We start from the raw sequence: 12,940 nt of genomic DNA on the forward strand, positions 1-12,940 counted from the left end.
TCTCCTTTTTCCATCCTCAGACCGAGGTGACTTTTTTGAATTGTGATAAAATAGTAGGGAGAGGATGCAGCTATGAAAAAATTTCAAATCTTTTTATTTATTGAAGCCTGTCTGTTGACGGGAGCTCTGATTTTGATGGTATCAGAGCATTTTTCGCGTTTTTTGCTGATTCTATTTCTCTTTTTGCTTTTGCTCCGCTATTATACAGGTAAAGAGGGCAACAACGTTTTCCTCCTTGTGGCGACTATTCTTTTCTTTTTCATCGTCATGCTCAATCCCTTTGTGATTTTAGCCATCTTTGTAGCAGTCATCTATAGTCTCTTTCTTCTTTATCCAATGATGAATCAAGAAAGAGAGGAGACCGACTTGGTCTTTGAAGAGGTGGTAACGGTTAAAAATGAACGCAATCCTTGGTTTGGCAATCTCCACCATTTCTCTAGTCACCAGACCTGCCAATTTGACGATATCAATCTCTTTCGTCTCATGGGCAAGGATACCATTCATTTGGAAAGAGTTATCCTAACCAATCATGACAATGTCATTATTCTTAGAAAGATGATCGGGACGACTAGGATTATCGTTCCTGTAGATGTGGAAATCAGTCTCAGTGTCAACTGCCTCTATGGAGATCTTACCTTCCTTCATCAACCTAAGAGATCTCTCCGCAATGAGCACTATCATCAGGAAACCAGAGACTATCTCAAGAGTAACAAGAGTGTCAAGATTTTCCTAACTACTATGGTTGGCGATGTGGAGGTGGTCAGAGGATGAAAAAGCAATCGTACCTATTAATTGGGCTGACTTCTTTCCTCTTTATCCTCTTTTTGACTAATAGTTTACTTGATATTTTTGAACTAGACTGGTCCTATTTGCTACAGGATATCGAGAAAACAGAGAAACTCATCTTCTTGATCTTGGTCTTTAGCCTTTCCATGACCTTCTTTTTTGTCCTCTTTTGGCGCGTGATGGAAGAAATTTCTCGCAGAAAAATGCAGATCAATCTCAAGCGACTGCTAGCAGGAAAAGAGGTGGTTGCCTTTGCAGATCCAGACTTGGATGCCAGTTTTAAGTCCTTGTCTGGCAAGCTCAACCTCTTGACAGAAGCTGTTCAAAAGGCTGAAAATCAAAGCCTGGTCAAGGAAGAAGCAATCATCGAGAAAGAACGAAAGCGGATAGCACGCGACCTGCACGATACGGTTAGTCAGGAGTTGTTTGCGGCCCATATGATTTTATCAGGTGTCAGTCAACAGGCTTTAAAGCTGGATAGAGAAAAGATGCAGACCCAGTTGCAAAGTGTCGCAGCCATTCTCGAAACGGCCCAGAAAGATTTGCGGGTCCTGCTCCTACATTTGCGACCTGTTGAGTTGGAAGAGAAGAGTTTGATTGAGGGGATTCAAATCCTCTTAAAAGAGCTTGAGGACAAGAGTGATCTCAAGGTTAGTCTCAAGCAAAATGTGTCTAAATTGCCCAAGAAGATTGAAGAACATATCTTCCGTATTCTTCAGGAGTTGATCAGCAATACACTTCGCCATGCTCAGGCATCTTGCCTAGATGTCTACCTCTATCAGACGGATGTTGAATTGCAGCTGAAGGTGGTGGACAATGGGATTGGTTTCCAGTTAGGGAGTTTAGATGACTTGAGTTATGGACTGCGAAATATCAAGGAGCGAGTCGAAGATATGGCAGGAAACATTCAACTTTTGACAGCTCCAAAGCAAGGACTGGCGGTTGATATCCGTATTCCCCTGCTAGACAAGGAATCATAAAGGAGTAGAGATGAAAATTTTACTTGTAGATGACCATGAAATGGTCCGATTGGGCTTGAAAAGCTATTTTGATCTCCAAGACGATGTGGAAGTTGTGGGCGAGGCTGCCAATGGGGCTCAAGGTATTAACTTGGCCTTGGAACTGCGTCCAGATGTCATTGTCATGGATATCGTCATGCCTGAGATGAATGGGATTGATGCAACCTTGGCCATCCTCAAAGAATGGCCTGAAGCCAAGATATTGATTGTAACTTCTTACTTGGACAATGAAAAAATCATGCCGGTCTTGAATGCTGGTGCCAAAGGCTATATGCTCAAGACTTCTAGTGCAGACGAACTACTTCATGCAGTTCGTAAGGTGGCAGCGGGCGAGCTGGCTATTGAACAAGAGGTCAGCAAGAAGGTCGAATACCACCGCAATCATATGGAACTTCATGAGGACTTGACTGCGCGTGAGCGAGATGTACTTCAACTCATCGCCAAGGGCTACGAAAATCAGCGCATTGCAGATGAACTCTTCATCTCACTCAAGACGGTCAAGACCCATGTGTCCAACATCCTAGCCAAGCTTGAGGTCAGTGATCGCACCCAGGCTGCGGTCTATGCCTTTCAGCACCACTTGGTAGGGCAAGAGGACTTTTAGATGAGTCTTGCAGATATACTTGAGGAGCTAGAAGCAGCAAAAGACCCTGAGAAAGCAGGCCCAATGGAAGCCTATATGCGCCATCAATTTCCCTTTTTAGGGATTGCAGGTCCTGAAAGAAATGCCCTCTATAAAAGTATTTTCCAGAAGCGAAAAAAACAAAGATGATCGATTGGGATTTTGTAGAGACTTGCTGGGGGCAGGAACCTAGAGAATACCAATATGTAGCTGCCAACTATTTGAAAGCCATGCAGTCTTATCTAACGAAGGATGATTTGCCTAAACTTGAGCGTCTGGTCGTGACCAAGTCTTGGTGGGACACGGTAGATATCCTAGATCGAGTAGTAGGAAGTCTGGTGTCCAACCACCCGGAACTTGAAGAAGTGATTTTAAAATGGAGCCTCTCAGATAATATCTGGCTGAGACGAGTCGCTATTGACCACCAGTTGTTAAGGAAAGAGAAAACAAATGTCCAACTGATGGAAAAGATCCTGGTCAACAATCTGGACCAGACAGAATTTTTTATCAACAAAGCCATCAGCTGGGCTCTAAGAGACTACTCTAAAACCAATCCCGAATGGGTAGCACGTTTTATTGAAAAAAATCAGAAAAGAATGGCTGAACTTAGTATCAGGGAAGCGAGCAAGTACCTCTAGCACTATTGAAAAGCGCATTCATTACTTGAAAAAAATCGCTATTATATGGTATAATGGACTGTATTAAAAATTTTAAGGAGAAATGACAGAATGTCTGTATCATTTGAAAACAAAGAAACAAACCGTGGTGTCTTGACTTTCACAATCTCTCAAGACCAAATCAAACCAGAATTGGACCGTGTATTTAACTCAGTAAAGAAAACTCTTAACGTTCCTGGTTTCCGTAAAGGTCACCTTCCACGCCCTATCTTCGACCAAAAATTTGGTGGAGAAGCTCTTTATCAAGATGCAATGAACGCTCTTTTGCCAAATGCTTATGAAGCTGCAGTAAAAGAAGCTGGTCTTGAAGTCGTTGCACAACCAAAAATCGATGTGACTTCAATGGAAAAAGGTCAAGACTGGGTTATCACTGCAGAAGTTGTTACAAAACCTGAAGTTAAATTGGGCGACTACAAAAACCTTGAAGTATCAGTTGATGTAGATAAAGAAGTAACTGACGCTGATGTAGATGCACGTATCGAACGTGAACGCAACAACTTGGCAGAATTGGTTATCAAAGATGGTGCTGCTGAAGATGGCGACACTGTTGTTATCGACTTCGTTGGTTCTATCGACGGTGTTGAATTTGACGGCGGAAAAGGTGAAAACTTCTCACTTGGACTTGGTTCAGGACAATTCATTCCTGGCTTTGAGGACCAATTGGTAGGTCACTCAGCTGGTGAAACTGTTGATGTTATCGTAACATTCCCAGAAGACTACCAAGCAGAAGACCTTGCAGGTAAAGAAGCTAAATTCGTGACTACTATCCACGAAGTTAAAGCTAAAGAAGTTCCAGCTCTTGACGATGAACTTGCAAAAGATATCGACGAAGAAGTTGAAACTCTCGACGAATTGAAAGAAAAATACCGTAAAGAATTAGCTGCTGCTAAAGAAGAAGCATACAAAGATGCTCTTGAAGGTGCAGCAATCGATAAAGCAGTTGAAAACGCTGAAATCGTAGAACTTCCAGAAGAAATGATTCATGAAGAAGTTCACCGCTCAGTAAATGAATTCCTTGGAAACTTGCAACGTCAAGGTATCAACCCTGACATGTATTTCCAAATCACTGGAACTACTCAAGAAGACCTTCACAAACAATACGAAGCAGAAGCTGAGTCACGTACGAAGACTAACCTTGTTATCGAAGCAGTTGCCAAAGCTGAAGGATTTGATGCTTCAGAAGAAGAAATCCAAAAAGAAATTGAGCAATTGGCAGCAGACTACAACATGGAAGTTGCACAAGTACAAAACTTGCTTTCAGCTGACATGTTGAAACACGATATCACTATCAAAAAAGCTGTTGAATTGATTACAAGCACTGCAACAGTTAAATAATCTTAAAAGAGAAAGAGCCCACCTGACTAGGTGGGCTTTCTGGTTATGTGACTATTAGTCCGTCTCGCTCCGCTAGGTGCGAGACAAATAAACCACCCGCTATGCGGGTGCGCGTCGAAGGTTATACCCAAAAAACTCCAAACGCGATACAATAAAGGTGTTCAAGCCAATTGTAAAGCGAAAGGAGAAAAATATGGCACAAAAGGCACATAGTTTATCACACACAAAGTGGATGTGTAAATATCACATTGTGTTCACCCCTAAGTATAGACGAAAAGTCATTTATAATCAATATCGAAGTAGTTTGGAAGAAATATTCCACCGATTATGTAGTTATAAAGGTGTAGAGATTATCGAAGGACACTTAATGCCTGATCATGTACATATGTTAGTAAGTATTCCACCAAGGATAAGTGTTTCAAGTTTTATGGGGTATTTAAAAGGCAAAAGTGCACTCATGATGTTTGATAAACACGCCAACCTCAAGTATAAGTTTGGAAATTGGCATTTTTGGGCAGAAGGTTACTACGTGAGCACAGTAGGGCTTAATGAAGCCACAATTAAGAAATATATCCAAGAACAGGAAAAACATGATATAGTACTAGATAAATTAAGTGTAAAAGAATATGAGGATCCCTTTAGGGATAGTGGTAAGTAGTACCAAAGTCTCTTTAAGAGGCAAGTGACGAGTCAAGAGCAATGAGGCTTGAACAACGTGAAAGCCAGCGTCTTTAGGCGCTGGCTGGTAATTTGGGCTTATAGCCCTGGTGCAAACCACCCGTTAGACGGGTGGTTATGATTTGCACTATTTTCCAAAAATCTCTTTTAAGTCTGTATCTGTAATCCCAATCATGGCTGGAATACTAGACCAGTTTTCTTCGGTGAGGATGTAGGATTGTTCAGAGTCACTTGCTGTGGCAGTTTCAGAGAAGGCTTGTTTACTTTCTTCAATATTAGTTTCAATTAAATCACTGAAACGCTCAATCAGATAGGTCTTGCGGGCAGTTCCGATATGCTTGACTGCATAGTCAAAGGCCTGTAATTCACCAAGAAGGATGAGCTTGCTCTTGGCCCGTGTAATGGCTGTGTAGATGAGATTTCGCTCCAGCATGCGCTTGCTAGCACTGGTGATGGGCAGGATGACAACAGGAAACTCACTTCCCTGAGACTTATGAATACTCATGGCATAGGCTAGTCGAATTTTGTACCATTCATTACGTGGGTAGACGACTTCATTGCCATCAAAATCAATGACAATCTCGTCTTGTTTGGACTCGGTGTATTTTCCAGGAATCAGGTCTGTGATGTAGCCTAGATCTCCGTTAAAGACATTAACTTCAGCGTCGTTGACTAGGTGAATGACCTTGTCCCCTGTTCGATAGTGACACTGAGTTGCTTCAAAGCTAACTTGCCCCTTTTGCTGAGGATTGAGCAGGTCTTGCATGAGTTGGTTGATGGCGTCAATGCCAGCAGTTCCTCGATACATAGGCGCTAACACCTGAATATCACGAGCCGGAATGCCACTTCTGAGGGCAGCACCAAGAATTTTCTCAATCGTAGCTGGGATATGGCCACTAGCGATTTCAAAGTAGGAACGGTCAGCTTTTTTCTGGGTAAAGTCAGCTGACAAGATGCCTTGTCGAATCTGACTCGCCAAGGTAACGATAGTTGATTCTTCGCTCTGACGGTAAATCCGTTCCAAGCGAGCCTGCGGAATCAGGGGTATCTGGAGCAGGTCAGCAAGGACTTGTCCGGGACTAACAGAAGGCAACTGGTCACTGTCTCCCACGATGAGGATTTTACTGTTAGAAGAGATATTGGACAAGAGTTGGTTGGCTAGCCAAGTATCCACCATAGAAAACTCATCCACGATGATGAAGTCAGCATCCAGATAATCTTCTAGATGACTGGTATCATCGTCTCCCGTCATCCCCAAATGACGATGTATGGTCGCGCTAGGCAAACCTGTCAATTCATTCATGCGCCGAGCTGCTCGACCAGTTGGTGCAGCGAGAAGGATCGGTAGGTTGCTTTTTTTCCTGAGATCAAGCCCTTCTAAAAGGGCATAAACCGCGATAATTCCATTGATAACAGTCGTCTTACCTGTACCAGGTCCACCTGTTAGAATAAAGACCTTGTTCTGGATAGCATCACAGATTGCCTGTTTTTGAATGTCATCGTATTGGATAGCTAATTCTTGCTCAACAGTAGCGATATGCTTGTGAATGGTTTCTATATCCTGACTTTGTTTCTTTCCTTTTTCGAGGATACGAACCAAATGACTGCGAATGCCTTCTTCGGCGAAAAAGAGGCTGTTATCAAAGATTTTGGTATCAATCTGCTGAACCTTGTCTTCTTCAATCAGATGAGATAATTCCTGAGCAACTTGGCTGGGATCGAGTTCCACGGGACGGGAAGACTCGAGGAGAGTCAGGGTTTGTTCCAGCAAATCTCGGGCTTCTATATAGGTATCGCCTGTCTCCATACATCCCTTAAACAGACTGTGGACAAGGCCAGCACGGAAGCGTTCAGGAGCTTTACTTTCGATGCCTAGTTCGGCAGCTAATTGGTCAGCAATGGTAAATCCCAAGCCCTTGATATCCTCAACTAGTTGGTAGGGATAGTTTTCGACAATATCTAGCGTTTCTTCCTTGTAAAAGTCTTGAATCTGAAAGGCCAGTTTATTGGGAATGCCGTAGTTGGCAAGTTTAGCCAAAACCATTTCTATTCCATAGTTGAGACGGAGGGTGGAAACAAAAGCCTCACGGTTTTTGGCAGAGAGTCCTGAGATGCCTTCTAGCTTTTCAGGATGTTCCAGAATTTCGTCAATGGTATTTTCACCATAGCTATAAACGATTTTTTGGGCCGTTTTGAGACCAATTCCCTTGAAATGACTGCTAGAAAAGTACTTGACTAGCCCATTTTTAGTTGGTTTTGCTCGCTCATAACGGCTGATCTGAAGCTGTTCCCCATACTTGGAGTGCTGAACGATTTGTCCCCAAAAAGTGTAGTCTTCCCCTTCAATCACGTCCGCCATGGTTCCTGTAACGATGATTTCAAAATCGTCAAAGTCCTCCGCATCAGTATCTTCGATATCTAGGAGGAGAATGCGATAAAAATGACTGGGATTTTCAAAAATAATGCGTTCAATGGTGCCTGAAAAATAAACTTCCATAGGTTTCCTTTACATGAGTTCATGAGAGTTGAATCCTTAGTTTCTTTCAACAAACTAGGAGACTAAAAGGCCTTCTTCTCGCAATAGAAAAAGAGACTGAGATTTAGCATTCTCGGCCTCTTCCTTATCTTAAAAAGTTCCGATACGGTTAAGTGGCCAGAAACGGAATTTTGCTTCGCCCTTGATATCGCTGGCCTTGAAGGTACCGACATGGCGGCTGTCGCTAGAGACTAGACGATCGTCACCAAGGAGAAGGTACTCACCTTGAGGGACAGTAAAGCTGAAGCTGGTATTGGAATTGACATCGACCGTAAAAGCCTGTGCCTTTTGGGCAAGTTCTCTAAAGTAAACTCCCTTATTGCCTTCAAATCCTTTTCCAGTATAGGTGTTTTGCAATTTTTCTGTTTTGAACAAGTTGAGGTATTCAGCTAGGTAGGGTTCATCCGTTTCTTCACCGTTGATAAAAAGTTTATCATTTTCGTAGCGGATGGTATCTCCAGGCATACCGATGACCCTTTTGACAATGTCTTTATTTCCTTCTTCTTCATGCGCAACCACGATATCGAAGCGATCAATTGGGAGGTGTTTGACGACGAAGAGAACTTCTCCGTCAGCTAGGGTAGGGTCCATCGAGTGTCCTTCCACACGGACATTGCTCCAAAGGAAGATACGGCTAAGGCCGACCAGCGCAATAATCAGGAAGAAAACTCCCCATTCTTTTAGAAATGTTTTAAACAAATTCATAACTCACCTTTCTAGAAGTGCTTTGGCTTTTTCAGTGTTTTTAAAATGTAGTTTGGCACAGAAATGAAGTCCTTTCATGCCATAGGCCTGAAGGATTTTGCTTGCAACCTTATCAGATGCAGTTCCAGCGCCGCTTGGCAGTTGATAGCCTAGTTCTCGTCCAAGATTTTCCAAGTTCTCAAGGAAGAGATCCCGCGCGATGATGGAGCTAACTGCAACAGCCAGGTATTTTCCCTCGGCTTTTTCTTCCAAAGTGATCTTGTTTGGAAAACGGTTGACTTCTTGCGCCAAGTACTTGTCATAGTTTTTAGGGCTTGTAAAAGCATCAATCACGATTTTTTCTGGCTGGACTCCTTTTTGGAGAAGGAGAAAGATAGCCTGGTTGTGAAGGGCAACCTTTACAGAAACAGCATTGTAGCGCTCTCCGATAACTTCGTTGTACTTGCTCGGTGAAAGGAGGAGCGCTTGGTGCTGGACCTTTTCTTTAAGGATAGGGGCAATCTGACGAATCTTTTGGTCTGTCAGAGTCTTAGAATCTCCCACGCCGAGTTTTCGCAAGAAGTCGTGCTGGTCAGGTGTTACAAAGGAAGCCACGACAGCTAGCCCACCAAAGTAGGAGCCATTTCCCACCTCATCGGTTCCAATCATAGGAAAATCTTGACCACTGTTTTCTTGTTGAACTTGATAACCAAAGAAACTAGCGTATTGCTCAGCAGCTTCGCCCTGCAGGAGGACTTTTCCAGAAGTATAGATGGAAACCGTTGCCTGAGGAAAGCGCAAAAAATAGCGAATATAAGGATTTTTACTAGGACTGAGAGCCTTCTGATACTGACTTAAAAAGCTCTGAATTTCCTGTTCACTTGGTGTGAGTGTGATACTTGCCATAGTCTCTATTGTACCACAAAAGCAGGAGAATTGGTAAAAACTGACAAAGTTAGCGAAATTTGGTATAATATCGTGAGGTGAATTTTATGGCAAATCTAAATCGATATAAGTTTACATTCGGGAAAAAGACATTAACCTTGACAACCGAGCATGACAATCTCTTTATGGAGGAAATTGCCAAGGTTGCGACTGAAAAATACCAAGCAATTAAAGAACAAATGCCTGGGGCGGATGATGAAACCATTGCGCTTCTTTTGGCGGTCAACTGTCTATCTACACAACTCAACCGTGAGATTGAATTTGATGACAAGGAGCAAGAGTTGTTAGAACTCCGCCACAAGTTGATTGCTGTCAAACAAGAACAGAGCAAGATTGAGGACTCCCTATGATTTCAATCCTACTCTTATTGGTTCTAGCTTGGGGCTTTTACATCGGCTACCGTAGAGGTTTGGTCCTGCAAGTTTATTATTTCCTCGTGGCAGTGATTTCAGCCTTTGTTGCGGGGCAGTTTTATAAATCACTGGGAGATCACTTCCACTTACTTGTCCCTTATGCCAATCCTCAGGAAGGACAGGGCACCTTTTTCTTCCCTTCAGACCAGCTGTTTCAGCTAGATAAGGTCTTTTATGCAGGCCTAGCCTATCTTCTAGTTTTTGGGATTTGCTACACTATCGGACGTTTTATAGGTTTGTTCCTGCACTTGATTCCAACTAAAAAGCTCGATGTCAAATGGTTGCGTATCGGATCAGGCCTTTTATCTCTATTGGTTACCTTATTTGTCTTGCAAATGGCTCTGACCATCCTTGCAACGGTGCCTCTGGCAGTCATTCAAAATTCACTCGAAAAAAGTACAGTAGCCAAACAGATCATCCAAAGTGTCCCTTTTACGACAAACCTTATTAAACAACTCTGGGTGACAAATTTAATCGGATAAAAAGGGCGGGATTTTTCCTAGCCCTTTGTTTACAGATTGGAGGACTAGGTCAATACCTCTAGTTGCTATAATCTTGTAAACCAGCATACAAGGAAAGAATATGAATACAAAAATACTAGAAACCTTAGAATTCAATAAAATCAAGGCCTTGTTTGAACCGCATCTCTTGACAGAACAAGGATTAGAGGAGCTAAAAGGTTTGGCTCCAACTGCCAAGGTGGATAAGATCAATCAAGCCTTTACAGAGATGGAGGAAATGCAAGCTCTATTTGTGGAGCAACCTCACTTTACCATCCTAGCGACGCGTGAGATATCAGCTGTTTGCAAGCGTCTGGAGATGGGGGCGGACCTCAATATTGAGGAGTTCTTGCTTCTCAAACGAGTCTTGCTTGCTAGCAGAGAGTTGCAAGTTTTTTATACCAATCTCGAAAACGTACGTTTGGAGCAGTTGGCGAGATGGTTTGAAAAACTACATGATTTTCCACACTTGCAAGGGAGTCTTCAAGCTCTAAATGATGCAGGATTTATCGAAAATTTCGCCAGTGAAGAGCTAGCACGCATCCGTCGGAAAATCCATGATAGCGAGAGTCAAGTTCGAGATGTCTTGCAAGACTTACTCAAGCAAAAAGCGCAGATGTTGACGGAAGGCATAATCGCTAGCCGAAATGGCCGTCAAGTCTTACCAGTCAAGAACACTTATCGCAATAAGATTGCGGGTGTTGTTCATGACATCTCTGCCAGTGGTAATACGGTCTACATCGAGCCACGTGAGGTGGTCAAGCTGAGCGAAGAAATCGCTAGTCTGCGAGCTGACGAACGCTATGAGATGATTCGCATCCTACAGGAGCTCTCGGAACGCGTCCGCCCTCATGCTGCAGAGATCGCTAATGACGCTTGGATTATCGGCCATTTAGACTTGATTCGTGCCAAGGTGCGTTTCATCCAAGAAAGACAAGCAGTTGTTCCTCAACTTTCAGAGAACCAAGAGATTCAACTCCTTCATGTTCGCCATCCTTTGGTCAAAAATGCTGTTGCAAACGATGTACACTTTGGTAAGGAATTAACGGCCATTGTCATTACAGGTCCCAATACTGGTGGGAAGACCATCATGCTCAAAACCTTGGGCTTGACCCAACTCATGGCCCAGTCAGGCTTGCCCATTTTAGCTGATAAGGGGAGCCGTGTCGGTATTTTCGAAGAAATCTTCGCAGATATCGGGGATGAGCAGTCTATCGAACAAAGCTTGTCTACCTTCTCCAGCCACATGACCAATATCGTAGATATTCTTGGCAAGGTCAACCAACATTCGCTCTTATTACTAGATGAGCTCGGGGCTGGTACCGATCCGCAGGAAGGTGCAGCTCTTGCTATGGCTATTTTGGAGGATCTTCGTCTGCGTCAGGTCAAGACTATGGCGACGACCCACTATCCAGAGCTCAAGGCCTACGGTATCGAAACAGCCTTTGTGCAAAATGCCAGTATGGAGTTTGATACAGCCAGCCTGCGTCCGACCTATCGCTTTATGCAGGGAGTTCCTGGCCGAAGCAATGCCTTTGAAATTGCAAAACGTCTGGGCTTGTCAGATGTCATCGTAGGAGATGCCAGCCAGCAGGTCAATCAAGATAATGATGTCAATCGCATCATTGAACAATTAGAAGAGCAAACGCTTGAAAGCCGTAAACGCTTGGACAATATCCGTGAGGTGGAGCAAGAAAACCTCAAGATGAACCGTGCTCTCAAAAAACTCTACAACGAGCTCAATCGTGAAAAGGAAACTGAACTCAACAAGGCGCGTGAACAGGCTGCCGAGATTGTGGAACTTGCTCTAAATGAGAGTGACCAGATTCTCAAAAATCTCCATAGCAAGTCTCAACTTAAACCCCATGAAATCATTGAAGCCAAGGCTGAGTTGAAAAAACTGGCTCCTGAAAAAGTCGACTTATCTAAAAACAAGGTCCTTCAAAAGGCCAAGAAAAAACGAGCTCCGAAGGTGGGAGATGACATTGTGGTTCTCAGTTATGGTCAGCGTGGTACCCTGACCAATCAACTTAAGGATGGTCGCTGGGAAGCCCAAGTTGGCTTGATCAAGATGACCTTGGAAGAGAAAGAATTTGACCTTGTTCAGGCTCAGCAAGAAGCTCCAGTCAAGAAAAAACAAGTCAATGTCGTCAAACGTGCTTCTGGTCGTGGTCCGCAAGCCAGACTGGATCTCCGAGGCAAACGGTACGAAGAGGCCATGAATGAGCTGGACGCATTTATCGACCAAGCCCTGCTTAATAACATGGCGCAGGTAGACATTATCCACGGTATCGGTACGGGAGTCATCCGTGAGGGCGTCACTAAATACCTGCAAAGAAATAAGCATGTCAAGAGTTTCGGCTATGCCCCACAAAATGCTGGAGGCAGTGGCGCCACTATTGTGACCTTTAAAGGATAGAGAGAAGAAGGATTCGCTCTTTCTGAAAAAAGAAATGAAAGGTCAAAAATTTTCATAGAATATATTGACAAAGGCTAACTTTTCTTGTAAAATAATAAAAAATAAAATACCAACACCGAATGAAGTTTAATAGAAGTGGAGAAAGGTTTGTTTTCCATGACTGTAAATGGACGGAACTCTGGAGAGACCGTAAAGGCACCGAAGGGGCAAGGCAGGTAACTGCTCAAACTCTCAGGTAAAAGGACAGAGCTAGGATAGACCGCTTTTTGGCATTTATCTAAGCATTCCAGAGTACATGTATCTTGCATGTGCTCTTTCTTTTGGGG

At 43.4% G+C, this 12,940-nt stretch carries 11 protein-coding genes, 1 pseudogene and 1 riboswitch; of the genes and pseudogenes, 9 read left to right on the forward strand and 3 right to left on the reverse strand.

Translation table 11 applies throughout. The features are described 5' to 3' along the window. Window positions 1-72 precede the first annotated feature (72 nt). From liaF to tnpA, 6 genes and pseudogenes are all read left to right on the forward strand, one after another. The gene (gene liaF / locus ATE37_RS05650; RefSeq protein WP_044021305.1) at window positions 73-771 is read left to right on the forward strand and encodes a cell wall-active antibiotics response protein LiaF; all 699 of its coding nucleotides are present in this window, start codon (window positions 73-75) and stop codon (window positions 769-771) included. Next, window positions 768-1,766, forward strand: coding sequence for an envelope stress sensor histidine kinase LiaS (locus ATE37_RS05655; RefSeq protein WP_084868316.1), 999 nt, complete (start codon window positions 768-770; stop codon window positions 1,764-1,766). The genes liaF and ATE37_RS05655 overlap by 4 nt, the downstream gene beginning before the upstream one ends. 10 nt (window positions 1,767-1,776) lie before the next feature. After that, window positions 1,777-2,409: a response regulator transcription factor gene (locus ATE37_RS05660; RefSeq protein WP_084868317.1), complete on the forward strand. Its 633-nt coding sequence runs from the start codon at window positions 1,777-1,779 to the stop codon at window positions 2,407-2,409. Then, window positions 2,410-3,065, forward strand: a pseudogene (locus ATE37_RS05670) (DNA alkylation repair protein). It abuts the gene before it with no gap. Between the two features lie 90 nt (window positions 3,066-3,155). Beyond that, window positions 3,156-4,439 (forward strand): trigger factor, encoded by a 1,284-nt coding sequence (gene tig / locus ATE37_RS05675; RefSeq protein ID WP_084868322.1) that lies wholly within the window; start codon window positions 3,156-3,158, stop codon window positions 4,437-4,439. Between the two features lie 193 nt (window positions 4,440-4,632). Then, window positions 4,633-5,097, forward strand: coding sequence for an IS200/IS605 family transposase (tnpA, locus tag ATE37_RS05680; RefSeq protein WP_084868323.1), 465 nt, complete (start codon window positions 4,633-4,635; stop codon window positions 5,095-5,097). A 147-nt stretch (window positions 5,098-5,244) separates the two neighbouring features. On the opposite strand, the gene recD2 is transcribed toward tnpA, so the two are convergent. The 3 genes from recD2 to rnhC all read right to left on the reverse strand — a co-directional run bounded on the left by recD2 (window position 5,245) and on the right by rnhC (window position 9,243). Next, window positions 5,245-7,614 (reverse strand): SF1B family DNA helicase RecD2, encoded by a 2,370-nt coding sequence (gene recD2, locus ATE37_RS05685; protein WP_084868324.1) that lies wholly within the window; start codon window positions 7,612-7,614, stop codon window positions 5,245-5,247. A gap of 129 nt (window positions 7,615-7,743) precedes the next feature. Continuing rightward, window positions 7,744-8,358, reverse strand: coding sequence for a signal peptidase I (gene lepB / locus ATE37_RS05690; protein ID WP_084868325.1), 615 nt, complete (start codon window positions 8,356-8,358; stop codon window positions 7,744-7,746). Window positions 8,359-8,361: 3 nt separating this feature from the next. Beyond that, window positions 8,362-9,243: a ribonuclease HIII gene (rnhC, locus tag ATE37_RS05695; RefSeq protein WP_084868326.1), complete on the reverse strand. Its 882-nt coding sequence runs from the start codon at window positions 9,241-9,243 to the stop codon at window positions 8,362-8,364. A gap of 86 nt (window positions 9,244-9,329) precedes the next feature. Here rnhC and zapA point away from each other — a divergent pair, with 86 nt between their 5' ends. The 3 genes from zapA (at window position 9,330) to ATE37_RS05710 (ending at window position 12,614) form a co-directional block, all read left to right on the forward strand. Beyond that, complete coding sequence (gene zapA, locus ATE37_RS05700; RefSeq protein ID WP_000002028.1) at window positions 9,330-9,632, forward strand: cell division protein ZapA; 303 nt, start codon at window positions 9,330-9,332, stop codon at window positions 9,630-9,632. Further along, window positions 9,629-10,177 (forward strand): CvpA family protein, encoded by a 549-nt coding sequence (locus ATE37_RS05705; RefSeq protein ID WP_084868327.1) that lies wholly within the window; start codon window positions 9,629-9,631, stop codon window positions 10,175-10,177. Before zapA ends, ATE37_RS05705 begins: the two co-directional genes overlap by 4 nt. Before the next feature lie 100 nt (window positions 10,178-10,277). Next, window positions 10,278-12,614 (forward strand): endonuclease MutS2, encoded by a 2,337-nt coding sequence (locus ATE37_RS05710; protein WP_084868328.1) that lies wholly within the window; start codon window positions 10,278-10,280, stop codon window positions 12,612-12,614. Between the two features lie 168 nt (window positions 12,615-12,782). Continuing rightward, a riboswitch (glycine riboswitch) is annotated at window positions 12,783-12,871 on the forward strand. Window positions 12,872-12,940 lie beyond the last annotated feature (69 nt).

This window comes from Streptococcus oralis subsp. tigurinus, from assembly GCF_002093575.1.
Taxonomy (GTDB): Bacteria; Bacillota; Bacilli; order Lactobacillales; family Streptococcaceae; genus Streptococcus; species Streptococcus oralis_CH.